Raw genomic sequence first — 22707 nt, 5'->3', positions numbered from 1 at the left:
CCGAGGGTTCCCCGGATGGGCCGTCTGGTGTACGCACCTTGGGGACGTCGCCACCTGGCGACGACGACGTCTCCTCGGTCGGGCCGGACAGCCCGCGACGACCGGCCCCGTGCCACTCCGGCGCCATTTCGACACCGGCGCGGCCGTGGCCCTACCGCCCCGACCATTGGCACTCACCGTACGCGAGTGCCAATGACCTGTTTAGCACTCTCCCTAGCCGAGTGCAAGCACGATGTCGCCGCTCAGCCGAGTTCCGCGGCCAGCCGGGCGGCGTTCACCGGACCTTCCTGCGCCCGCTGTTCGGCGTACGCGGCGACCAGGCCGACGAGCTGCGCCAGGTAGGCCGGGGTGGCCAGCACGGCGCCCGCCACGGCCAGCACCACGGCGCCGGCGGCGGTGCCCGGAGCGGCGGCCATCGGGTCCAGCCCGAAGACGAGCTGGTTGACCACCCCGATCACGCCGTCCAGCACCGCCGCGGCGATCAACACGCACATGACCAGCGCGACCCGGCCCAGCACAATGCCGAACCGCCGGTGGAACATCCGCCACGCGCGGCCGATCGGCTCCTGCCGCTCGAACAGGTAGATCGGGCCGAACAGGGCGAACGCGCAGGCCGCGTAGAGACCGGGCAGCACGCAGAGGCAGGCACCCACCGTGGTCAGCAGCGAGACCACGAGGGTCCAGCCCCAGAGGCCCAGGGCGCGGCGCAGCCCGTAGCGGAGGGCGGCCCCGACCCCGACCGGCTCGCCGGCCGCCTGGCGGGCGACCACCCAGGTGCCGGCGGCCCAGCCGGTGCTCTGCAACGGGCCGAAGATCAGGGCGGCGAGGAGCACCGCGCCGTAGAAGGCGAACAGGTGCTCGAAGTAGCCGTCGGGCAGCACCGGGGCGCCGTTCGCGCCGGTGACCGGCTGGTCGGTCGGCGCGAGGGCGAGCGAGATGACCGCGATCACCGCCGCCGGCACCGTCTGGGTGAGCAGCATGATCGGCAGGAGCTGGCGCCAGCCGCGCCGCAGCGCGCCCCCGCACCGGCTGAACCAGCCGCCGACGCCCGCGTGCGGCGGGGTGACCAGCGGGTCCTGTGGATCGAGGCCCGGGTGCCAGCCGTACGGCGGGCCGGGCAGCGGGTAACCCGGGTAGGCGGCGCCGGGCAGCGGAGCCGCCCCGGCCGGCCAGGTCCAGCCCTGCGGCGTCCCGGCGGGGTCCGCCGGGTACGGGTCCCAGGGCTGCGGCCCGCCGGAGCCGGGCTGGCCGGGCGCGGCGAACCCGCCGGGGTACGGGTCCCAGGGCTGGCCGGGGGCGGCAGGCCGGTCGGACGCGCCGGGTTGCGCCGGCACGACGGGGTCGGTCGGGGTGGACGACCCGGGCGCGGTGGGATCGACCGCATGCCCCGGCGCCGGAGCCGGCGCGGTGGCCGGCGGCATGGGCCGGGTCGGGTCGACCGGGGCACCGGGCGACGCCGGGCGAACCGGCGGGGTGGAACCCGACGGGGGCAGGTCGGACATGAACCCTCCTCAGCAGCTGCGGCTGGAACGGCTCATGATCTTCCACGGCGCGGGCCTGCACCGCAGCCCCTGGGTCGGGTGGAGCGGCCACCGATCGGGCGGCGGCCCCGAAAGATCAGGCGATGACGCGGACCCGCTCGGCCTGCGGGCCCTTCTGGCCCTGGGCGATCTCGAACTCGACCCGCTGGCCGTCGTCCAACGCCTTGTAGCCGTCCATCTCGATCGCGGAGAAGTGGACGAAGACGTCCTGCCCGCCGTCGACGGCGATGAAGCCGTAGCCCTTTTCGGAGTTGAACCACTTCACGGTGCCCTGTGCCACGGTGCACTTCCTCACTCTGCGCGGCGTTTCACAACCCCCGGAGACCGGCGGACCGGCACCGGTGAGCCACCGGTTCGGCGATCGGCGACGGCCGCTGAATCGGGTGACCGAAATCGCACGCTACACGAGGCGTGACGACCGCGCACGACCACAAATCGGGCATATTTCGGCCACTGTCCGGGCCCGGCCGGGCGCGGGTATCGGCCCTTCCGGTATGCATGGCGACATGACCAGCGCGCCCACCACGACCACCACCGTTCGACGGGTCCGCCCGGCGGACGCCGCCCGGATGCGGGCGCTCCGGCTGGAGATGCTGGCCGACTCCCCGCTGGCGTTCCTGGAGACCGTGGCGGAGGCCGCCGCCCGGCCGCACGCCGACTACGCGGCCCGGATCGCCGCCGTCTCGCACGGCGACCACAACGCCCAGTTCGTCGCCGACCCGGGCGGCCGCCTGGTCGGCCACGCCGGCGGCACGGTCGACCCGGCGGAGCCCGGGCTGACCGTGATCTACGCCGTCTACGTGACGCCGGCCTGGCGGGGCAGCGGGCTGCTCGGCGCTCTGGTGGACGAGGTGGCCGCCTGGTCCCGGGCGTGCGGCCGGCCCGAGCTGATGCTGGAGGTGGTGGTCGGCAACGACCGCGCCCTCCGGGCGTACGAGAAGCTGGGCTTCGTGGACACCGGCGTGCGCGTCCCCCACCCGAGGATCCCCGGTCTCAACGAACTCCAGATGCGCCGCCCCGCCTGACCTTTCGGGTGCGTCTGTTGTCGCCGGAGCGACAACAGACGCACCCGAACCGCAACCGGCCTCAGACGTGCCGGCGGCTCTGCACGATGCGGAAGCGGTTCGCCACGTACGCGCCGTCGGTCAGCGCCGAGTTCGCCGCCGGGTTCGCCCCCGAGCCGTGGAAGTCGGAGAACGCCGCCGACTGGTTGACGAACACCCCGCCGGTCAGGTTGCAGGACAGGTGTACGCCGGCGTCGACCGCCGCCGCCTCGGTGGCGTCCAGCACGGCCTCGTCGGTGGAGTAGACGCCGGCGGTCAGGGCGCCCTTCTCCCCCACGGTCGAGCGGAGGATCTCCAGGCTGTGCGCGGTCGAGTCGGTCGCGATGGCGAACGAGATCGGCCCGAACCACTCGCGGGAGTAGGTGGCGGTGTCGGCCGCGTCGAGCTTGACCACGGTCGGCGTCCGCACCACCGCGTCCGGGAAGGACGGGTGCGCCACGGTGCGCGACTCCAGCACCGGCTCGCCGACCTTGGTGACCTCCTCCAGCCGCTCCAGCACGCCGTCGTTGACGATGGCGCCGGTCAGCTCGACGCCCCGGGCCGGGTCCGCGGTGAGCTTGGCGACCGCCCCGGCGATGCCGGCGGCCACCTCGTCGAAGCTCTTGTGCCCCTGGTCGGTCTCGATGCCGTTCCGGGGGATCAGCAGGTTCTGCGAGGTGGTGCACATCTGGCCGCTGTACAGGGTCAGCGTGAAGCCCAGGTTGCGGCACATCCCGGCGAAGTCGTCGGTGGAGTCGATCACCACCGTGTTCAGGCCGGCCTTCTCGGTGTAGACGGCGGCCTGCCGGGCGTTCGCCTCCAGCCAGTCGCCGTACTCGGTGGAGCCGGTGAAGTCGACGATCCGGACGGCCGGGTGCAGGGCCAGGGTCGAGGCGAGCTTCTCGCCGTCCGCCTCGGGGGCGAGCTGCACCAGGTTGGGGTCGAAGCCGGCCTCGGCGAGCACCTGGCGGGCGTACTTCACGGTGATGGCGAGCGGCAGGACCGCGCGCGGGTGCGGCTTGACGACCACCGGGTTGCCGGTGGCCAGCGAGGCGAAGAGCCCCGGGTACGAGTTCCAGGTCGGGAAGGTGTTGCAGCCGATCACCAGCGCCACCCCGCGGGGCACCACGTGGAAGGTCTTGCTCATCCGCAGCGGGTCGCCCTTGCCGGCGGCCTTCTCCCAGCCGGCGGTGCCCGGGTGCCGGGTCATCTCGGCGTACGCGTAGGCGATCGCCTCCAGCGCCCGGTCCAGCGCGTGCGCGCCGCCGGCCTGGAAGGCCATCACGAAGGCCTGGCCGCTGGTGAACTGCACCGCGTTGGCCAGCTCGAAGACGTTCTTGTGCAGCCGGTCGAGGATCTCCAGGCAGACCCCCACCCGGGCCTGCGGGCCGGCGTCGCGCCAGGCCGGCAGGGCGGCGGTGGCGGCCGCCACGAGCTGGTCGGCGGTGGCGTGCGGGTAGCGCACGTCGAGCGCCACGCCGAACGGGCTGACCTCGGTGGCGACCGTGCCGCCGTCGCCCGGCTGGTCGAGCGGGAAGTCGCCGCCCAGGTACGCCTCGAAGGCGGCCTTGCCGTCGGCGGCGGCGGTCTCGCCGTAGACCCGGGGGCTGGGCGATTCGGGATAGGCGGACCAGTACCCGCGCTCCGTGATCGCGGTCAGCGCCCGGTTGAGGGTCTCGGCGTGCCTGTCGTACAGGGGGTGCGGGGTCTCCGTCATGCCCGCCATCATGCAACAGCGAGCCACCAGATCAGTAGTGGCGTGTCACAAGTCAGATCGTCAGCTGCCAGTCGGTCGAGCCGGCCGCCGGCCGGTAGCCGAGCTGCTCGTTGATCGCGATCATGTGGGTGTTCGTCGCCGCGTTGAAGGTGTCGATCACGCGCAACTCCGGCTCGTGCGCCAGCGCGTGGTCGAGGTTCTCGATCTTGGCGAGCAGCCCGAGCCGGTGGCCGCGGTGGTCCGGGTCGACGATGGTGATCTGCTGCCAGGCGTGCCAGGTGGTGTTGGCGGCCAGGCTGACCATGCTCCAGGCGACCAGCCGGCCGGACGCCTCGTGCACCGCCCCGACGCTGTACCGGCGGACCCCGCGCGCGTCGAGCGCCCGCTCCGTGCCGCGGATCCGCTCGGCGTCGACCTTCTCCTGCTCCCATTCGAGGTCACCGAGGGGCGCGTCCACGAGGAGCCGCCCCTCCAGGTAGGCGACGTCGGCGACGTGCTCCTCAGGGGTGCGCTGCCCCCAGCGGACGGTGCGGTAGCCGGCGGCGGCCGTGCGGGCGCCGGCGAGCAGGTCGGCCAGGTGCGGCCGGTCGAGCGCGGTGATGTCCAGCCGGCGGCGGACGTCGGCGAGCGCCGGCTTCGCGCCGACAGCGGCGGCGAAGGCGGCCCCGGGCAGCTCCCGGGCCTCCTCCCCCGGCAGCGGGGTGACGGTCGCACCGATCAGCCGCTTGCCCCCGCGCTCGCGCAGCAGCCGCAGTCCGTGCTCGTGCAGCGCGCGCCCCACCCCGCGCCGCCGGTACGCCGGGTCCACCACCAGTTCGACGCTGGCGGTGTCGGTGTTGTCGAGGGTGTGCAGGTACAGCCGGAGCCAGCCGACGGGCACGCCGTCGAGGCGCGCGACCCACCAGCGGGTGTCGACACCGGGCATCGGGTGTCGCAGCGGCGCCTCGAACCGCCGCCGGCACAGCGGTGGGAGGTCCGGCTCGTCCACGGCCTGGGCCGCGGCCGCCGTCCGGTACATCGCGTCGAGGGTCGCCTGGTCGGCGGGATCGACGGGGGAGACCGAGATGCCCATGCCCGCGAGCGTGGCCCACCGGACAGCGAAGGGGCCAGCGGTTTTCCGCTGGCCCCTTCGGACGTTGGTCGGGAGGGACGTCCGCACAACGCCTCCGGCGTTGGGTCGCAAGAACTTGAAAAGTCTCCGGCGGATGCCCTCCCGCACGGAGCATCTTGCGCCGTCCAATTCCTGCCGTCAAGTCCTTGTCGGCGCGTTTTCCACACTCACAGCGAAAAGCCAGTTACCCAACGGATCACCCCAATCCCCCGCCCGGGCGATCCGCCCTCCCCCGACCGGGCGAGTCGGCGGGGAGTCAGGAGAGGAGGCCGGCGTCGCGGGCGGCCCGGAGGCTGGGCCGGATGCGGTGGGTGGGCCCGACCTCGGGAGCGACCGCGTCGAGGGTCTTGAGGCCCTCGCCGGTGTTGAACACGACGGTCTCCGCCGTCGGGTCGAGCCGGCCGGACTCGACCAGCTTGCGCAGCACGGCCACGGTGACGCCGCCGGCCGTCTCGGCGAAGACCCCGGTGGTCCGGGCGAGCAGCCGGATGCCGGCGCGGATCTCGTCGTCGTCGGCGTACTCCATCCAGCCGCCGGTGCGGCGGACCGCCTCCAGCGCGTAGAGGCCGGCGGCCGGGTCGCCGATGTTCAGCGACTTGGCGATGCCGGTCGGCTTGACCGGCACGATGGTGTCGCTGTCGGCGTGCAGCGCGGTGGCGATCGGGTTGCAGCCGGCGGACTGCGCGCCGAACACCTTCCAGCCGCCGGCCGGCGCCTCGACCAGCCCGATCTCGACCAGCTCGGCGAACGCCTTGTCGATCTTCGTGAGCAGCTCGCCGCTGGCCATCGGGATGACCACCTGGGCCGGGATCCGCCAGCCCAGTTGCTCGGCGACCTCGTAGCCGAGGGTCTTCGAGCCCTCCGCGTAGTAGGGCCGCACGTTCACGTTGACGAACGCGGTGTCCTCGAACTCGTCGGTCTCCACCAGCTCGCCGCAGAGCCGGTTCACGTCGTCGTACGAGCCGTCGATGGCGACCAGGTCGCCGCCGTAGACGGCGGTGGTCACCACCTTGCCCTGCTCCAGGTCGCTGGGGATGAAGACCACCGAGGGCACCCCGGCCCGGGCCGCGTGGGCGGCCACCGAGTTGGCCAGGTTGCCGGTGGAGGCGCAGGCGTAGCGGGTGAAGCCGAGCGCCCGGGCCGCGGTCAGCGCAACCGAGACCACCCGGTCCTTGAACGAGTGGGTCGGGTTGCCGCTGTCGTCCTTGATCCAGAGCGGGGCGGTGACGCCCAGCTCGGCGGCGAGGTGCGGGGCGGCGACCAGCGGGGTCAGGCCCGGGTCGAGGGTGACCCGGGTGGCCGGGTCCTGGCCGGCGGGGAGCAGGGCCGCGTACCGCCAGAGGTTCTTCGGGCCGGCCTCGATCTGCTCGCGGGTGACGGCGGCCAGGGCGGCGGCGTCGTAGTCGACCTCGAGGGGGCCGAAGCACTCGTAGCAGGCGTGCTGGGCGGCCAGCGGGTAGCGCGCGGAACAGGCGCGACAGACCAGGGCGCGGGCCGGGCTGAGGCTGGTGTCGATGCCGGAGGCAGCGGGAAGCGTCGACGTCATGTCGAGGAGTCCTCTCATCTTTCCCCGCATCGCCGGGTGCGGCGGGGACGGAATTGGCACCTGCCCGCCGTCGCTCGTCGTCGAGCGCGCGGGTGGTTGCCGGGGCGTCATCGGGCCGTATCCCTCAGCCCCTCTGGATGAGGTATGCAGTTGTGCCGCCGAGTCTATGCGCGCGCCGGGGCGCTGCCGAGCCGGGTTCCCACGGTGTGAGCTCCCGGCCCGGGTCAGCGCGCGACGACCGCGACCGGTTCGATCACCGCGGGGTGGTCGGTCACGGCGACCGCCGCTGGGGTGGCGGTCGCCTTCCGGGTACGGGTGACCAGGTTCGCGGCCACCAGGGCGCCGATGGTCAGCGCCGCGCCGACCAGCTCCACCGCACCGGGCCGGTAGCCGCGCAGGATCTGCACCGCGAACGTGGTCACCGGGACCAGGTTCATGAACAGCGCCGCGTCGGCCACGCCGAGCCGGCGGACCCCGGTGTTCCAGGCCAGGCCAGCGAGGACGGCGGCGACCACCACGGCGTACGCCAGTTGCGGGGCGACCGCGACGAGGTCGGCGGCGGCCGGCGCGTGCTGGAGGCCGGTGAGGTCGGCGACGGCGCTGGCGGCGACCATGGCGAGCATGCCGGCGACGGAGGTGAGCGTGGTGTAGCGCAGCGGCGACCACTCGGGGAACCGGCTCGCGCCGTGGGTGTAGAAGGCCCAGCCGAGCACCGCGCCGATCATGAGCAGCCCGCCGACACCGAACTGGTCCAGCCCGTCGAGCCGGCCCCGGGTGATCACCAGCCCGACGCCGAGCAGGGCGACCAGGGAGAGGCCGAGCAGCGCCGGCCGGGGGCGTACGCCGTCGCGCGCCCAGCGGACGAGCTGGGTGACCAGCGGGGTGCTGGAGGCGAACAGGGCGATCTGCTGCGGGGTGGCGTGGCCGAGGGCCAGGTTGGTCAGCACGTTGAAGCCGGCGAACCCGAGCACCCCGAGCAGCACCACCTCGGTGGCGCGCCGCCGCGCCCGCAGGGCGCCCCACCCCTCGCGAGCCAGCAGCAGAGCGAGCAGCACGGCGGTGGCGAGCAGGTACCGGGCGGTGGTCAGGTTGAGCGCGTCCACCCGGGTGAGCGCGCTGGCCAGCACGGGGAACATGACACCCCAGCCCACCACGGCGAAGAGCGGGAAGGCGGCGTTACGGAAGCGCATCGCAGCTCCAATGTTCGAGTATCGTCGAACCAACGGAACCGACTCTAGGAGGTTGTTCGACGGATGTCGAACATGGGTTACGCTGGTCACATGGAGCTGCACGAACCCGAACTGCGCGAGGTGCCGGTCACCGCCGTGCTGGCCGCGCTGGCCGACGACGTCCGGCTGCAGATCGTGCGCGCCCTGGCCGAGGGCGGCGAGTACGCCTGCGGCACCTTCGAGTTCGGGGTCTCCAAGGCGACCCGCAGCCACCACCTCAAGGTGCTGCGCGAGGCCGGCCTCACCCGCACCCGGGTCGCCGGCACCAGCCGCTACGTGCGGCTGCGCCGCGAGGAGCTGGAGCGCCTCTACCCGGGGCTGCTCGGGGCGGTCCTCGCCGCGCCCGCCCGCGCCTGACCCCCGCGTCTCGGGCCGCGCGGGGCGGCCGCGGGCTGGGATGATCGCCGGATGCGGACGGCGGCGGCACGGATCGGAGCCCTGGCGGGCGTGGCCCTGCTCACCGCCTGCGCACCCGCGCCGACGCCCCACCGCGTCTCCGCACCGGTCTCACCGACCCCGGTCCCCAGCACGTCACCGCCCCCGCCGGCCTGCTCGCCCGAGGGAATCCGCATCACCGAGCTCGGGGTGAGCGCCGCCATGGGCCTGCGGGCCATGGGCCTGGAGCTGGTCAACTGCGGCAACCGCCCGTACGTGCTGCGCGGTTATCCGGCACCCCGCCTCCGGGACGCCGACGGGGATCCGATCGCGGTCCAGATCATTCCCGGCGCCCGCCCGATCACGTCCGGCTTCGACCAGCCACCCGCCCGGCTCGTCCTGCGCCCCGGCGAGCGGGCCGGCGCCGCGCTGCTCTGGCGCAACCTGGTCACCGACCCCACGGTGGTCGCGAGCAACGGGGCCCACCTCGACGTGGCCCCGCTGCCGGGCCGGCCGACGTACCCGGTCGAGCTGGACGGGCCGATCGACCTCGGCAACACCGGCCGCCTCGGGGTGAGCGCCTGGAAGCCCCACAACGGCACATCCTCGACGCAACCACCCGCCCCGACCGGCCCACCCTCCACGGCACCGACCCCCGACAGCCGCCTCTGAGCGTGATCCCCCGCGAGATCTTGGTAGCAAACGGCCCCCTGAGGGGCCACTTCCTACCAAGATCGCGGGACGCGTCCGGTCAGGCGGGGACCGAGGGGCGGGTGGTCGGATCGGCCACGATGGCGCGGCGCTTCCGGAGCAGCGCGTCCAGGGCCCAGCTGCCCGGGCCGAGCACCGCCACGAGCAGGAACGACCAGCAGAAGAGGGCCGCCAGTTCGCCGCCGTTGTGCAGCGGCAGCGGGTGGTCCGGCTGGTGCACCACGAAGTACGCGTACGCCATCGAGCCGGAGGCGAGCAGCGCGGCGGGCCGGGTGAACAGGCCGGCGAGCACCAGCGCGCCGCAGACGAGCTGGATCAGGGCCGCCCACCAGCCGGGCCACTCGGCGAAGGGAACCGCCGTGCCGGTCATCGGGTTGCCGCCGAGGATGCCGAAGAGCGACGCCGCGCCGTGGCAGAGGAAAAGCGCGCCGGTGACCATGCGGAAGAGCGCGAGTACGGGACCGTTCAGCCGTGCCGGAACCATCGTGACCTCCTGAAACGTGGTGGACGTAGCCCCAGGATGACCGACGACTTTATCGAAGTTAATAAATTCTTTGTTAACGGGACGGGAGCGTGGGAACGCTCCCAAGATGTGAGCCGCTCAGCTTGTTACGTCCTTCCGGGTGAACCGCCAGAAGGCCAGGCCCCAGAACAGCGTCGCGTAGGCGATCGCCGAGATGGCGCCGCGCACCACGTCGTCGGTCTGCACCGGGGTGGAGAGCAGCCCCAGCCAGGCGCTGCTGAAGTGGGTGGGCAGGAACGCGCGCAGCCCGCCCAGCGCGGTGATCTGATCGAGGATGCTGGAGAGGATCCAGAGCAGCACCGCGCCGCCGACCGCGCCGAGCGCGGCGTCCGTGGTCACCGAGAGCAGGAACGCCAGGCCGGCCACCACCAGCAGGACCACCGCCAGGTAGCCGAGCACCCCGAGCAGGCGGACCAGCCCGTCGGCCGGGGCCAGCTCGGCGGCGACCTGGCTGCGCAACGGGGACCAGCCGTAGCGGAGGGTGCCGGCGAGCAGCGCGGTGCCGGCGAGCAGCACCAGCGCCAGCGCCGAGTACGCGAGCGCGACCAGCAGCTTCACCGTGAGCAGCCGGGCCCGGGGCACCGGGACGGCCAGCAGGTAGCGCAGGCTGCCCCAGCTCGCCTCGCTGGCCACCGTGTCCCCGCAGAACAGCGCCACCACCACGACCAGCAGGAAGGACGACGACACGAAGATCGAGAAGAGGGTGAAGTTGAGCCCGCCCGAGGTGGCCAGGTCGACGAGGCTGGAGAACTCGCCCCGGCCGTTGTCGTCATCACCGCCCGAGTCGAACTGGAACGCCACCAGGATGATCAGCGGCAGGAGCACCATGAACCCCAGCGCGAGCTGGGTACGCCGCCGCGACGCCTGCCGGCGGAACTCCGCCCGGAAGGGCAGGGTGGCCGACGGCCGGTAACCGGTCGCCGCCCCGACCGGTCCCACAGAAGACGACTGAGCCATCACCGGTCCCCGCTTCCCCGAGAGTTCTCGCCGACCAGGGCGAGGAACGCGTCCTCCAGGCGCCGCCGGGGCACCACCCGGTCCACCCCGATGCCGGCCCGGACCAGCTCGGCCACCACCTCGCTGCGGGCGGTGCCGTTGGTGTCCACCACCAGGCCGCCGTCGCCGTCGGGCAGCACCCGTACGCCGCCCAGCCGGTCGAGCACCGTGCGGGCCGCGTCCGGGTCGCTCACCTCGAACAGCACGCTCGGCGACTCGCCGACGATCTCCTCGACCGGGCCGGACGCCACGATCCGCCCCTTGTTCACCACCACGGCGTGGGTGCAGGTCTGCTCCACCTCGGCCAGCAGGTGGCTGGAGACCAGCACCGCCCGGCCGTCGGTGGCGTACCGCTGGAGGACCCGGCGCATCTCGGCGATCTGCGGCGGGTCGAGACCGTCGGTCGGCTCGTCGAGCACCAGCAGTTCGGGCAGGCCCAGCATGGCCTGCGCGATGGCCAGCCGTTGACGCATGCCGTGGCTGTAGTTCTTCGTCCGCCGGTGCACCGAGTCGCCCAGCCCGGCGATCTCCAGGGCCTCGTCGAAGTGCGCGTCCGCCCACGGCCGGCCGGTCGCCCGCCAGTACGCCTTCAGGTTGTCCAGGCCGGACAGGTGCGGCAGGAATCCCGGCCCCTCGACCAGCGCGCCGATCCGGGAGAGCACCGGCGAGCCGGGCACCAGCCGGTGGCCGAACACGTAGATCTCGCCGGCGGTGGGCTGGGTCAGCCCCATGAGCACCCGCAGCGTGGTGGTCTTGCCGGCGCCGTTCGGCCCGAGCAGGCCGACCACCTGGCCGGGGTGCACCTCGAAGTCCACGTCGGAGACGGCGACGAAGCCGTCCGCGTACTCCTTGCGCAGGTTGCGCACGGCGAGCGGGACGCCCGCGTACGCCGGGTGGACCGAGCTGTCCTGGCGGCGGTGCCGGCGGCGGGCGACCAGGACGACCACGACGAGCCCGACCGCGATCGCGGCGAGCAGGCCGACCAGCACCCAGCGCCAGACCGTGGCGGTGGTGGGAATGGGTGTCGCGTCGACGGTGGGCAGCACCAGCGGGTCGTCGCCGAGCGCCACGGTGTGCACGGCCGGCTCCGCCGGGGTGGCGTACGCCTGGTCGGAGGTGGCCACGACGACCCGCAGGCGGTGCCCGGCCTCGATCCGGCGGACGATCGCCGGCAGGGTGACCGTGACCGGCTGGGCCGCCTCGACGGTCCGCGGCAGGCCGGTCAGCCGGACCGGCGCGACGAGGCCGTCCGGCAGCGTGGCCGCGCCCTGCGGGTCGACGTCGTAGAGCTTGACGAAGAGCACCGCCTCGCCGGTCGCGGAGGCGGCCCGGATCCGCACGGTCGGCGCGCCGACCACGTCGACCGGGTCGGTCAGCGGCGCCGACTCGAACCGGGCGTGCTGACCGGGGATGTCGCCGGCCACGCCGTCCAGCAGCGAGCCGAGCGCCCCGGCGAACGGCACCGACGAGATCGCCGCCGGGTTGCCGTTGGGCGGGTTGGCGACCGGTTGGGCCGGCCCGGCCAGCGGCACCTCACGGCGGCCCTGCCCGGTCACACCCGGGTAGTCGGCGGTGCGGTAGCCGGTGGCCACCAGCCCCCGGTCGAGCGCGTCGAACCCGGCGATCCGGGAGAAGGTGAAGGTGTCGCCGGGCGCCTCACCCTCGCCCTTGACGTAGTGGTCGAGCCACTGCGCGGTCAGGAACTTCACCCGGTCCGAGTCGGAGGTCGGGCCGGTGCCGCCGTCGTGGCCGCCGGTGAACCACGCGACCCGCACCGGGGTGCCGCCGGCGGCGATGCCGCGTGCGTTGGCGTCGGCCTCGGTGAGCGGGAAGAGGGTGTCCGCCTCGCCCTGCACCAGCAGGGTGGGCGCCTCGATCCGGTCGAGCACCCCGGCCGGCGAGGAGCGGCGCAGCAGGTCGACCGCCGGGCCGTCGGCCCGCCCGGTGGTGGCGATCCGCAGGTACGCGGCGCAGACGTCGGCGGCGAACCGGCCGCACGACGGATCGGCGGCGCCGGCCGGGGCGCGACCGGGGCCGGTGCCCGGACCGGCGCCCGGCTGCGGGCTCGGCGCGCCGGCCGACGCCGGAGCGCCCTCCGGCCGGTTCGCGGTGGTGCCGGAGAGCCCGGCCGGGCCGGAGCCGGCGTTGCCGCCGCCGCCGAAGAAGATGCCGGCCCAGCCCTTCTTGAACACACCCTCGGTGGGCGCCTTGCCGCTGCTCTCCGGCAGGAAGGCCCGGGACAGGTCGTTCCAGGTGATCATCGGGACGATCGCGTCGACCCGGCGGTCCTGCGCGGCCAGCAGCAGGGCCAGGCCGCCGCCGTACGAGCCGCCGACGACGCCGACCCGGGGGTCGCCGGCGGCGTCGAGGCGGATGTCCGGGCGGGCGGCGAGCCGGTCGAGCAGGCGCTGGGCGTCCCGCACCTCGTAGTCCGGGCTGTCCAGGTGGATCTCGCCGCCGCTCCGGCCGAAGCCGCGGGCGGTCCAGGTGAGCACCGCGTACCCCCGGGCGGCCAGGTCCTCCGCGTCGGAGCGCACCGATTCCTTGGTGCCGCCGAAGCCGTGCGCCAGCAGCACCGCCGGGACCCGGTGCCGGGCCGAGGCGTCGCCGGGCAGGTAGAGCGTGGTGTCCAGGTCGACCGGCTGGTCGCCGGCCGGTCCGGAGCGGACGGTCACCAGGGCCGACTCGGTCCGGAAGTCGGTGCGCTGCGGGCGGGCCGCCCAGACCAGCGCGGCGGCGACCAGGACGACCACCACCACCGCGGCGACGACCCGACGAGGGCGGCTGGCCAGGGCGCGCCGGATCCGCGCGACGGGCAGCGGTGATCTCATGCGGCACACGGTACGGGCCGCCGGCTGAGCGTTCCCTGAGATCCGCCGTACGTCCGTCCGGTTGCGCCGTTCGTTGTCCGGGTCCCGTCGACCGCGGAAGGTCCAGAGCGTCCCAGCGAGTTGAATTCGGATCCCGTGAATTCACATCTACGCTCGCAAATCGCCGCCGATGCCACCTTCTCCCCGGCCAGGTCGGACAGTCCGTAGGTGCAAGGTCAACCGGATGTGACGCCACCCGGAGTGACGCGAAGCCGACTCGGCGAGCACGCCCCCACGCGCGCCCGGTTCGACTACTTTTCCGGTCCGGTGCACGGGACTGCGTACGGCGACCTCCCGGCTCCGGACCGTCCCCCGCCGTCGCCGGAGGAGACAGACCATGACCGTCCCCGCGCCGCGGGTCCGTCGACGGCCCTCCACACCGGGCCGTGCCCTTCCCCTGCTGCTGGTGATGGCGCTGCTGGCCCCGCTCGGGCTGCTCTTCGCCCAGACCGACCGGCACACCGGCGACGAGCGCGACCTGGCGGCCCGGGAACGGCTCGGGGTCCGCTACCTGCGCGCGCTCGGGCCGGTCACCGACGCGCTGACCGACGCGCAGACCACGGCGGTCGCCGGCCGCCCGGTCTCCCGTACGGCGCTCACCGCCGCCGTCGAGCAGGCGGCGCAGGTGGACAGCGCGGTCGGCGACCGGCTCCGCACCCGGGAACGCTGGGCCGGGGTGCGGGCCAAGCTGGAGGCGCTGCCGGAGCGCGGGTTCGCCGACCCGGAGGCGGCCCTCCAGGCGTACGGCGAGGTCACCGACCTGCTGCTGGCCCTGCACCGGAAGGTCCGGGAGTCCTCCGGACTGGTCCGCGACCCCCGGTCCGACTCGTTCTTCGTCCAGGACGCCATCGGCGCGGACCTGCCCGCGGCCATGGTCGCCGCCGGCCGCCTCGCCGACCTGGCCACCCTCGCCCCGAGCCGGCCCGCCACGGAGCGGCCGCGGACGGTCGCCGAGCTGGCCGAACTCCGGGTTGCCGCGCTCGGGCCGGCCACCGGCCTGGTGGACGACCTGCGGGCGGCCGTGGACAGCTCGGAGAGCACCGACCTGGGCCCCACCGTGCTCACCCCGCTGGACACCTACCAGCGCGCGGTGGAGGCGCTGGCCACGTTCTCGGCGCCGGCCGGGGCGGCCGGCCCCGACCCGGTCCAACTCGGCGCCGCGCGGCGCGCCGCGCAGTCGGCCGCCGCCCAGCTCCGGCAGGTCATCCTCGACCAGCTCGACGCGCTGCTGGCGGAGCGGGTGGACCGGCTCGACCGGGACCGCTGGCTGGCCCGCGGCGCCGTCGCGGTGGCCGCCGTGCTGCTCGCCGTGCTCGCCGGGGTGCTGGTCACCGCGCTGCGACGGGCCCGCCGCCGGGCCGCCGAGGCCGACCGGGAGCCCGCCGAGGCCCCGCCGGCAACCCGCCCGGACCCCCCGGCCTCTCGCGGCGGGGATGGCGAACTGCTTCCGGTCGGCGCCGGCGACCCCGAGCGGTGGAGGCCGTTCGATGCTGCTCGGTAGGCTCCGGATCCGGGGCAGGCTCGCCCTGCTGGTGATCATTCCGCTGCTCAGCATGGTCGGGCTGGCCGTGCCCGTGGTCCTCGACCGGGTCGCCGCCGCCCAGCGGGCCGCCGACACCGCCGACACCATCCGGGTGGCCAGCCGGATCGGCAGCCTGGTCCAGGATCTCCAGCAGGAACGGCTGCTCTCGGTGGGGTCGCTGCTCGGGCGGGTGACCCGTACCGAGCTGGTCCAGAAGTCCGCCACGGTGGACGACCGCGTCGCCGACCTGCGGGCCGAGCCGCTGCCGGCGCCCGTCCGGGAGGCCCTCGACGGGGTACGCGCGCTGGCCGACCTGCGTACCGCCGTGCTCGCCGGCAGGGCCACGCCGGACGAGATCATGACCGCGTTCCGCGCCGTCGACATGGCGCTGATCGAGGCGCTACGGCTGCCGTTCCAGGTGGACACCGGCACCTCGGCCGGACGGCAGGTGCTGGCGCTGGACGCGCTGCTGCGCGCCGACGAGGGGCTGGGCGCCTGCGCCACGCTGATCGTGCTGGTCAAGGCGACGGGTGACCCCAAGGTGGCCGGCTCCTACATCGCCTGCATGGCCGCCCTCCAGGTGGACAACCAGCGGTTCCGCAAGCTGATCAGCCCGGAGCAGTACCGGCTGGCCATGCTGGACGACGCCGCGGTGGCCGCGCGGACCAGCCCCACCTTCCTGGTCGACAGCGTCAAGGACCCGGTGGCGGCGATCGCGGCGGTGCCGCTCGACGCGCTCTTCCCCTCGGTCCGCTCGATGATCACCCTCGGCCAGTTCGTGGAGAAGAAGATCGTCGCGGACGTGATCGCCGAGACCCGCGGCGAGCAGCGGGACGCGCTCACCGCCGCCTGGCTGGTCGGCGCGGCGGCCCTCCTCATCCTGGTGACCGTGGTGCTGCTCAGCATGGCGGTGGCCCGCACCGTGGCCCGGCCGTTGACCCGGCTCACCCGCTCCGCGGACCGGGTCGCCCGGGTCGCCGAGGCCGAGCTGACCCGGGTGGTCGACGACGAGGCCGAGGCCGTCCCGCCGGTCCGCCTCGAACCGGTGGACGTCCGGGCCCGGGACGAGATCGGCGACCTGGCCCGGGCGTTCGAGCGGGTGCAGCGCACCGCCGCCCGCCTGGTCGAGCGGCAGGTGGCCGGCCGGCGCAACGTGGCGCAGATGTTCGGCCACGTCGGCCGGCGTACGCAGAACCTGGTCGGCCGGCAGATCGCCCTGATCGACCGGCTGGAGCGGCAGGAGACCGACCCGGGACGGCTGGAGCACCTGTACCGCCTCGACCACATCTCCAGCCGACTGCGCCGCAACGCCGGCAGCCTCGTGGTGCTCTCCGGCGCCACCGGCTCGGACGGGCACGTCGCGCCGGTCCCGCTGGCCGACCTGGTCCGCCTCGCGCTCGGCGAGATCGAGGACTACACCCGGGTGGACGTGCAGGTCCCGCCCGGCGTCTCGGCGGCGCCCGCGACCGCCGGCGACCTGGTGCTCGCGCTGGCCGAACTGATGGAGAACGCCACCGTCTTCTCGCCGCCGCACACCCGGGTGCTGGTGGCCGGCGAGCAGACCGACGGCGGCGCGCGGCTCACCGTGGTGGACCGGGGCATCGGCATCGGGGGTGGGCAGCCTGCGGGAGGCGCGCCGCTCACTGGTCGAGGCGCGGCAGATCGCCGAGGCGGCCCGCCGGGACCGGCGGGACCTGCCCTACTTCCGGCTGCCGCACGTCGGGCTGGCCGGCCTGCTGCATCTGCTCCGGGACGAGCCGCGGCTCCAGACCTTCGTCGAGCGGGAGCTGGGCGGCCTGCTGGCGTACGACGCCCAACACCCGAGAGAGCAACTGCTCGGCACCCTGCGGGCGTACCTGGAGCAGGGCCGCAACAAGTCCGCGGCGGCCGCCGCCGCCCACCTGTCCCGGCCGGCCTTCTACGAGCGGCTGGCCCGCATCGGCCGCATCCTCGGCGTCGACCTCGACTCGGTCGAGCAGTGCCTGTCCCTCCACGTGGCCCTGCTCGCCCTGGACGCCGTCCGCACCCCCTGACGGGTCAGGCGGTCAGGTCAGGGCCGTCAGGGCCTTGGCGTAGGGGGCCGGGACATAGGTGGGGCCGCCGGGGGTGAAGACGTCCGAGGTGGCGGCGGTGGACCAGGCCGTCGGGGGGACCGCGTCCACCAGGGCGCGGACCACCGGGGCGTCACGCCACTGCTCCTGCTCGGCGAGCAGGCTCAGCGCAACCACCGATTCCTCCACCTCGCCGACGCACTCGAAGGGCTTGTGCCCGTCCACCCCGAGCAGCTCCCGGTAGCCGGGGATCTGGGACTCGTCGGCCAGCAGGTCGCCGCCGAAGATCGCGGTCAGCCGCTCCCGGGGCATGAACGGGGCCATGGCCAGGAAGACGAACCGGCACTTCGGGCAGTCGCGGCACCAGCGCTCGCTCGCGTCGCGCAGCTTGAACGCGGCGTTGCAGCTGGTCACCACCGCGTCGTACCGGTCGGTCTCGGCGAAGAGCCGGGCGATGTGCAGCTCGGACAGCGACCGCAGCAGCGAGAAGTACGGCTCGGTGAGGCCGGCGTGCTCGGCCAGCGCCGCGCGCAGCAGCCCCTCCGCCTCGACGCCCTTGGACCACTGGTGGTTGATCTCGTGGCCCTGCCAGACCAGGTTCGGATCCGACGCCGAGCGCTCGTTGGACATCACCACCGGCCCGAGCCCGTGCAGCACGGCCGTGGCGACCGCGATGAGCGAGTTGATCGCGGTGACCGGGATGTGCCCGTTCAGGGCGCCGGCCGCGTTGAGGTCGAACAGCACCGGGTCGATCCGCCGTCGGGCGGCGAGCGGCACCAGGTCGGACGCCTCGTTGACCGAGACGATGACGTGGTTGGGGTTGACCGAGAAGGGCACCGGGTCGAAGCCGGCCCGGCGCAGCGCCTCCAGCGTGACGATGGAGTCCTTGCCGCCGCCGACGGCCGACAGCGGGCGCCGGTCGGAGTTGTCCAGCGGCGTGGCCGCCTCCACCGAACCGGCCGGCACCTCCGGGCGCAGCTCCAGCACGTGGGGGAGCTGGTTGCGGTAGGCGTACTCGGCGAGGCCCTTGGTGTAGACGGCGGTCACGAGGTCGGCGGCGGCCGCGCCCAGCGGCGCCGGCAGCACCAGCCGGGGCGGCGCGGCGGCCTTGTAGTAGCTGACCCCGGCGACCACGTGCAGCAGTTCGAGGACCCGGGCCAGGGTGGCCGCGGTCTCGTCGGACACCGGCTCCGCCGGCAGGGGAAGGGTGACCACCTCGGTGAACCGCTGCTCGCCGTCGGGGCCGGTCAGGGCGTAGTCGAACAACACCTCACCGGTGGCGAAGTCGATCGAGTAGGACGGGAAGGTGAAGGCGTCCATCCGCCGCAGCTGCTCGTTAGGCACACGCAATACTAGGCCCTGGTTCGTCCGGCCGTGTCCGGCTGTGCCGGACCGCACCCGCCGACCCGTCGACCCGACCCCCGAGGAGAGCCTGTGCGCCTGTCTGATCTGCGCGGACGTCATGTCGCCGTCTGGGGAGCCGGTCGGGAGGGCCGGGCAGCGGTAACCGCGATCGCCGCGCACGGCCCGGCCGACCTGGTGGCCGTCGACGACAGCGCGAACTTCCTCACCCTGCCCTGGGAGGGCCCGCTCGCCGCGGCCGCGCCGCTGGTGACCGGGGCGGACGGCTTCGCCCGGCTGGCCGCCGCCGACGTGGTGGTCCGCTCGCCCGGGGTGCCGAACACCCACCCGTGGATGGTGGAGCTGCGCCGCCGGGCCGTCCCGGTCACCCAGGGCAGCGCGCTCTGGATGGCCGACCACGCGGACCGGACCGTCGGGGTGACCGGCAGCAAGGGCAAGAGCACCACCTCCAGCCTGATCAGTCACCTGCTCACCGCGATGGACCGGCCGAACGTCTTCGGCGGCAACATCGGCGTGCCGCTGCTCGACCTGCCCGAGGCGGAGCTGTACGTGCTGGAGCTCTCCAGCTACCAGTGTGCCGACCTGACCGACTCGCCCCGGGTGGCCGTGGTGACCGCCCTGTTCCCCGAGCACCTCGACGCGCACGGCGGCGAGCGGGAGTACTACCGGGACAAGCTCAACCTGCTGGCGCACGGCCCGCACACCGTGGTGGTCAACGGCGCCGACCCGCGGCTGGCGTTCGAACTGGGGGACCGGGCGGCGGTGCGGGCCGGCTCGTCGGACACCACCCACGTGGCCAGCGGCCCGGACGGCGCGCCCTGGTTCCACCTGCGGGACACCCCGCTCTTCCCGCGCGCGGTGCTGCCCCTGGTCGGCCGGCACAACGAGGGCAACCTCTGCGTCGCGCTGGCGGTGCTCGACGCGCTCGGCGTCGACGTGGTGGCGCACAAGGACAGCCTCGCCATCGCGGTCGCCGGGTTCCAGGGCCTCGCCCACCGGCTCACCGAGATCGCCGACCCGTCCGGGCTCACCTTCGTCGACGACACCCTGGCCACCAGCCCGTACGCGGCCATGCACGCGATCGACGCGTACGAGGGGCGGCCGCTGACCGTGATCGTCGGCGGCACGGACCGGGGGCTGGACTACACCCCGCTCCGCGATCACCTGGCCGAGCGGGAGATCACTGTGATCGGCATCCCGGACAGCGGCCCCCGGATCGTCGAGGCCCTGGCGGGGTTGGCAGCGGTGCGGACCGAGCTCGCCGAGGACCTGGTCGCCGCGGTGGGGCTGGCCCGCAAGCTCACCCCGGCCGGCGGGGTGGTGCTGCTCTCCCCGGCCGCGCCCAGCTACGGGCAGTTCCGCAACTTCGAGCACCGCTCCGAGGTCTTCGCGCAGGCGGTCGCCGACACCGCCCGCTGACTCAGCGCCGGTCAGCCGGCCGCCAGCGCCGTGTGCAGGGCGCGCATCGACCGGAGCGCCGAGCGGATCTCCTGGAGGTAGCGCCCCGCGGTGAGGGTGGGCTCCGGCACCGCGACCGGCGTGGCGAGCGCCGGGTCCACCCCGACCGTGTCGATCCCGCAGCCGAACGGCACGGCGAGCGTGCGCAGCGCGTCGCAGTGCTGGAACGGCACGTAGATCGGCGCGGTCACCATGAGCACCGGGTCGCCGTCGCGCAGCCGGACGTGCTCGGCCCAGAACCGCTGGGTGTCGGCGGTGTGCGCCCGGCGGCGGTCCGGCTCGCCGGACGGGGCGGCCAGCACCCGGACCGGGGGCAGCCCGGCGGGCCGGTAGGTGCGCGACGACCAGGCCCGGTGCGGGTGGTCCGCGGTCTCGCCGGTCTCCTCGCTCGGCGCGTCGACCCCGAACGCCACGCGCACCCCGGCGTCCAGGGCGTCCACCTCGGTGGCGCAGCCGTGCACCCCGACCTCGGCGAGCAGCCGCGACTCGACCGGGGAGAGGGGCCGGAAGCTGCCCAGCACCGCCACCTCGCCGGCGACCCCGGCGACGGTCCGGGCCAGGTGCGCGGCGTAGGCGGTGCGCCGCAGGCAGGCGTGCGCCAGGCCGCCGAGGACCAGCAGGTGCGCGTACCGGGGCAGGGTGGGCGGGACGGCCCGGACCAGGCCCAGCGCCGTGGCCGCGTCGAGCACCAGCCCGACCGTGGCCGGGTCGAACGCCGGCTCCCGGGCGTCGGGGCGTTCCCGCCCGTCGCGGAAGTCCCAGTGCCGGGCGGAGAAGTGGTCCAGCCCGGCCAGCACCGCGCTCAGGTCACCGGCCGGCCAGTCGCCGCCGAAGTGCCCGACCAGGGCCCGCATCGGCGGGGAGTCCACCCAGGCGCGTACCCCCGCCGCGATTTCCGCCCGGGTCGTCCCCACCGCGCCGGCCGGCAGCGCCACCTCCGTCGTCCGCACCCGGCGGATGCTACCGGCGGCGGGCGGGGGGCGACCGACCGTTGTGGATCGTGGCTACCCTGAGCGCACGAGGATCGGGGGTGGCCGATGGCGGGTGAGGCGATGCGGCGACGGGCCCGGGGCCGGAGCGGCTCGGCGGAGAACCTGGTGCGCCTGGTGGCGCACACCGACCCGGTGGCCCTGGTCGGCATCACGCTCTCCATCTTGCTGTCCGTGACGCTCGACCTGACCAACGCGGCCACCGGGGTCGAGTCGCTGCTGGCCGGGCTGATGGGCATCACCATCTCGCTGGTGCTCGACTCGCTGGCCCGGGCCGAGCGCCGGTTCCACCTGCGGACGCTGCTGGACGGGCCGCCCTGGCTGGTCCGCGCCACCCCGCAGCTCGCCGGCGCGCTGCGCGAGGCGGCCGAGCGGCACGCCGGGACCCGGGTGGCGGCCGAGGCGCAGCGCCGGTTCGAGGAGTTCCGCCGGGAGGCCGAGCAGCTCGCCGCGGGCCGGATCATCCGGCGCGGCGACGACGACGAGGACCTGCTGGGCGCCACCCGGGACTGCACCCGGGAGCTGGTCGGGCTGACCAACGTGATGCCCCGGGTCAGCGGCGAGCTGAGCTGGTGGCGCGGAGACGTCGGTCGGCGCTACTGGGAGGCGAACCTGGCCGCCCTGGCCCGGGGCGTACGGATCACCCGGATCTTCACCTACGCCACCCTCACCCCCGAGCTGTCCGAGCTGGTGGAGACGCAACGGCGGGCCGGCGTGCGGGTGGGGCTGCTGCCGCTCGGGCGGGTCAGCCCGCATCTGCAGGTCAACCTGGCAGTCTGGGACGGGTCGAGCTGCTGGGAGGCGAAGATGACCGCGCACGGCGAGATCAGCGAGAACGAGTTCTCCGTCCACCCGGCCGACGTGGAGCGGCTGACCCGGATCTTCCGGCTCTGCGCCGACATCGCCACCTTCCAGGGCTGAGACGCCATGACGTGGAGCGCGGTGCTGGTGGTGACCGCCGTGGTCTGGGCGGTCAGCGTGATCCGCTCGGTGCGGGTGCGCGCCTTCGTCTACAGCCTGCCGCTGCCGATGACCGTCGCCCTGGTCACCACCGGCCACCGGGTGGACGGTGCGCAGCTGCTCGGCGTGGTCGGCCTCAACCTCTTCTTCGTCACGGTGGCACTCACCCACCGCCGGCTGCGCTGGCCGATCCTCCTCGCCGACCTGGCCGGCGTCGCGGTCTACGTGGCGCTCAGCGCCGGGGTGCTGGCGGTGCCGGTGCCGTTCGAGGCGGCGCTGGCCGGCACCGTGGCGCTCTGGGCGCTGACCATGGTGCTGCTGCGCCGCCGGACCGCCTCCGCGCCACCCCCGGAGCCGGCGGACGCCCGGCGGGACGGCCTCGCCGCCCCGGTCAAGCTGGTGGTCATCTTCGTCGGCGCGCTGCTCACCGGGCTGCTCGGCGAGCTGCTGCGTGGCATGGTGGTCACCTTCCCGTACTCCGGGGTGCTGGTCGCCGTCGAGGCCCGCCGCCAGCTCGCCGAGTTCAGCCGGCACTTCGCCCGCAACAGCCTGGCCCTGGTCGGCTTCCTCGCCGGCCACCACTATCTCCGGGACACCTCGCCGGCGCAGTCGACACGGCCGGGCCGACCGGGCTGCTCCCCGAGCAGTACGACCCGCTCGCCGAGCGCGGGCTGGGCAACCACCCGCAGGCGTACAGCCACCT

The 22707-nt window shown here is 74.3% G+C and carries 18 protein-coding genes, 2 pseudogenes and 1 riboswitch; of the genes and pseudogenes, 9 read left to right on the top strand and 11 right to left on the bottom strand.

Features of this window, described 5'->3' with window-relative positions:
• Positions 1-242: 242 nt before the first annotated feature.
• Positions 243-1502: a hypothetical protein gene (locus ABZV78_RS05510; protein WP_355635564.1), complete on the bottom strand. Its 1260-nt coding sequence runs from the start codon at positions 1500-1502 to the stop codon at positions 243-245.
• Positions 1503-1617: 115 nt separating this feature from the next.
• On the bottom strand, positions 1618-1821 hold the full coding sequence (locus ABZV78_RS05505) for a cold-shock protein (RefSeq protein WP_067305333.1): 204 nt from the start codon (positions 1819-1821) through the stop codon (positions 1618-1620).
• Between the two features lie 226 nt (positions 1822-2047).
• On the opposite strand from ABZV78_RS05505, the gene ABZV78_RS05500 reads away from it, so the two are divergent.
• Positions 2048-2566, top strand: a complete 519-nt coding sequence (locus ABZV78_RS05500) for a GNAT family N-acetyltransferase (protein WP_355635563.1) — start codon at positions 2048-2050, stop codon at positions 2564-2566.
• 61 nt (positions 2567-2627) lie between these two features.
• Here ABZV78_RS05500 and paaN read toward each other — a convergent pair whose 3' ends face one another.
• The 4 genes from paaN to ABZV78_RS05480 all read right to left on the bottom strand — a co-directional run bounded on the left by paaN (position 2628) and on the right by ABZV78_RS05480 (position 8148).
• Complete coding sequence (paaN, locus tag ABZV78_RS05495) at positions 2628-4301, bottom strand: phenylacetic acid degradation protein PaaN (protein WP_355635562.1); 1674 nt, start codon at positions 4299-4301, stop codon at positions 2628-2630.
• Between the two features lie 52 nt (positions 4302-4353).
• A complete protein-coding gene (locus ABZV78_RS05490; RefSeq protein ID WP_355635561.1) occupies positions 4354-5373 on the bottom strand; it encodes a GNAT family N-acetyltransferase in 1020 nt (339 codons plus the stop codon).
• Positions 5374-5668: 295 nt separating this feature from the next.
• Entirely contained in the window at positions 5669-6958 is a 1290-nt protein-coding gene (thrC, locus tag ABZV78_RS05485) for a threonine synthase (protein ID WP_355635560.1), read from the bottom strand.
• An 11-nt stretch (positions 6959-6969) separates the two neighbouring features.
• A riboswitch (SAM riboswitch) is annotated at positions 6970-7102 on the bottom strand.
• 80 nt (positions 7103-7182) lie between these two features.
• Positions 7183-8148, bottom strand: a complete 966-nt coding sequence (locus ABZV78_RS05480) for a DMT family transporter (protein ID WP_355635559.1) — start codon at positions 8146-8148, stop codon at positions 7183-7185.
• 90 nt (positions 8149-8238) lie between these two features.
• Between ABZV78_RS05480 and ABZV78_RS05475 the strand changes: the two genes are divergently transcribed.
• Positions 8239-8544, top strand: a complete 306-nt coding sequence (locus tag ABZV78_RS05475) for a metalloregulator ArsR/SmtB family transcription factor (protein ID WP_355635558.1) — start codon at positions 8239-8241, stop codon at positions 8542-8544.
• A gap of 51 nt (positions 8545-8595) precedes the next feature.
• Positions 8596-9234 carry a DUF4232 domain-containing protein gene (locus ABZV78_RS05470; protein WP_355635557.1) on the top strand — a complete coding sequence of 213 codons (639 nt, stop codon included), beginning with the start codon at positions 8596-8598 and terminating at the stop codon, positions 9232-9234.
• A gap of 79 nt (positions 9235-9313) precedes the next feature.
• On the opposite strand, the gene ABZV78_RS05465 is transcribed toward ABZV78_RS05470, so the two are convergent.
• The 3 genes from ABZV78_RS05465 to ABZV78_RS05455 form a co-directional block, all read right to left on the bottom strand.
• On the bottom strand, positions 9314-9757 hold the full coding sequence (locus ABZV78_RS05465; RefSeq protein ID WP_355635556.1) for a DoxX family protein: 444 nt from the start codon (positions 9755-9757) through the stop codon (positions 9314-9316).
• A gap of 117 nt (positions 9758-9874) precedes the next feature.
• The gene (locus tag ABZV78_RS05460) at positions 9875-10753 is read right to left on the bottom strand and encodes an ABC transporter permease subunit (RefSeq protein WP_355635555.1); all 879 of its coding nucleotides are present in this window, start codon (positions 10751-10753) and stop codon (positions 9875-9877) included.
• Positions 10753-13623 carry an alpha/beta fold hydrolase gene (locus tag ABZV78_RS05455; protein ID WP_355635554.1) on the bottom strand — a complete coding sequence of 957 codons (2871 nt, stop codon included), beginning with the start codon at positions 13621-13623 and terminating at the stop codon, positions 10753-10755. Before ABZV78_RS05455 ends, ABZV78_RS05460 begins: the two co-directional genes overlap by 1 nt.
• 376 nt (positions 13624-13999) lie before the next feature.
• Between ABZV78_RS05455 and ABZV78_RS05450 the strand changes: the two genes are divergently transcribed.
• From ABZV78_RS05450 to ABZV78_RS05440, 3 genes and pseudogenes are all read left to right on the top strand, one after another.
• Complete coding sequence (locus ABZV78_RS05450; protein ID WP_355635553.1) at positions 14000-15163, top strand: hypothetical protein; 1164 nt, start codon at positions 14000-14002, stop codon at positions 15161-15163.
• Positions 15096-16277, top strand: a pseudogene (locus ABZV78_RS05445) (nitrate- and nitrite sensing domain-containing protein); the annotation flags it as partial. The gene ABZV78_RS05450 and the pseudogene ABZV78_RS05445, both read left to right, overlap by 68 nt.
• A gap of 514 nt (positions 16278-16791) precedes the next feature.
• Positions 16792-17217 (top strand): annotated as a pseudogene (locus ABZV78_RS05440) (helix-turn-helix domain-containing protein); the annotation flags it as partial.
• A gap of 12 nt (positions 17218-17229) precedes the next feature.
• On the opposite strand, the gene ABZV78_RS05435 reads toward ABZV78_RS05440, so the two are convergent.
• Positions 17230-18579, bottom strand: a complete 1350-nt coding sequence (locus ABZV78_RS05435; RefSeq protein WP_355635552.1) for a hypothetical protein — start codon at positions 18577-18579, stop codon at positions 17230-17232.
• Positions 18580-18669: 90 nt separating this feature from the next.
• Here ABZV78_RS05435 and murD point away from each other — a divergent pair, with 90 nt between their 5' ends.
• Positions 18670-20016 carry a UDP-N-acetylmuramoyl-L-alanine--D-glutamate ligase gene (gene murD, locus ABZV78_RS05430; protein WP_355635551.1) on the top strand — a complete coding sequence of 449 codons (1347 nt, stop codon included), beginning with the start codon at positions 18670-18672 and terminating at the stop codon, positions 20014-20016.
• An 11-nt stretch (positions 20017-20027) separates the two neighbouring features.
• On the opposite strand, the gene ABZV78_RS05425 is transcribed toward murD, so the two are convergent.
• Positions 20028-21005: a hypothetical protein gene (locus tag ABZV78_RS05425; protein WP_355635550.1), complete on the bottom strand. Its 978-nt coding sequence runs from the start codon at positions 21003-21005 to the stop codon at positions 20028-20030.
• Between the two features lie 87 nt (positions 21006-21092).
• Here ABZV78_RS05425 and ABZV78_RS05420 point away from each other — a divergent pair, with 87 nt between their 5' ends.
• Together ABZV78_RS05420 and ABZV78_RS05415 are read left to right on the top strand one after the other, a co-directional pair.
• Positions 21093-21965, top strand: a complete 873-nt coding sequence (locus tag ABZV78_RS05420; protein WP_355635549.1) for a hypothetical protein — start codon at positions 21093-21095, stop codon at positions 21963-21965.
• Positions 21966-21971: 6 nt separating this feature from the next.
• Positions 21972-22707, top strand: a 736-nt coding sequence (locus ABZV78_RS05415) for a hypothetical protein (RefSeq protein WP_355635548.1), incomplete at its 3' end; no start/stop codon positions are given.

The organism is Micromonospora sp. NPDC004540, from assembly GCF_040610095.1.
Classification (GTDB): domain Bacteria; phylum Actinomycetota; class Actinomycetes; order Mycobacteriales; family Micromonosporaceae; genus Micromonospora.
Note: the sequence above shows the minus strand (reverse complement) of the source record. Positions and strands in the feature narration are given on the sequence as shown.

What these genes read in the sequence shown, in the direction of transcription:
- ABZV78_RS05420 (WP_355635549.1), top strand. Translation starts at nt 21,093, where the DNA reads ATGGCGGGTGAGGCGATGCGGCGACGGGCCCGGGGCCGGAGCGGCTCG.
- ABZV78_RS05510 (WP_355635564.1), bottom strand. Translation starts at nt 1,502, where the DNA reads ATGTCCGACCTGCCCCCGTCGGGTTCCACCCCGCCGGTTCGCCCGGCG.
- ABZV78_RS05460 (WP_355635555.1), bottom strand. Translation starts at nt 10,753, where the DNA reads ATGGCTCAGTCGTCTTCTGTGGGACCGGTCGGGGCGGCGACCGGTTAC.
- ABZV78_RS05500 (WP_355635563.1), top strand. Translation starts at nt 2,048, where the DNA reads ATGACCAGCGCGCCCACCACGACCACCACCGTTCGACGGGTCCGCCCG.
- ABZV78_RS05480 (WP_355635559.1), bottom strand. Translation starts at nt 8,148, where the DNA reads ATGCGCTTCCGTAACGCCGCCTTCCCGCTCTTCGCCGTGGTGGGCTGG.
- ABZV78_RS05475 (WP_355635558.1), top strand. Translation starts at nt 8,239, where the DNA reads ATGGAGCTGCACGAACCCGAACTGCGCGAGGTGCCGGTCACCGCCGTG.
- ABZV78_RS05470 (WP_355635557.1), top strand. Translation starts at nt 8,596, where the DNA reads ATGCGGACGGCGGCGGCACGGATCGGAGCCCTGGCGGGCGTGGCCCTG.
- paaN (WP_355635562.1), bottom strand. Translation starts at nt 4,301, where the DNA reads ATGACGGAGACCCCGCACCCCCTGTACGACAGGCACGCCGAGACCCTC.
- ABZV78_RS05490 (WP_355635561.1), bottom strand. Translation starts at nt 5,373, where the DNA reads ATGGGCATCTCGGTCTCCCCCGTCGATCCCGCCGACCAGGCGACCCTC.
- ABZV78_RS05455 (WP_355635554.1), bottom strand. Translation starts at nt 13,623, where the DNA reads ATGAGATCACCGCTGCCCGTCGCGCGGATCCGGCGCGCCCTGGCCAGC.
- thrC (WP_355635560.1), bottom strand. Translation starts at nt 6,958, where the DNA reads ATGACGTCGACGCTTCCCGCTGCCTCCGGCATCGACACCAGCCTCAGC.
- ABZV78_RS05465 (WP_355635556.1), bottom strand. Translation starts at nt 9,757, where the DNA reads ATGGTTCCGGCACGGCTGAACGGTCCCGTACTCGCGCTCTTCCGCATG.
- ABZV78_RS05450 (WP_355635553.1), top strand. Translation starts at nt 14,000, where the DNA reads ATGACCGTCCCCGCGCCGCGGGTCCGTCGACGGCCCTCCACACCGGGC.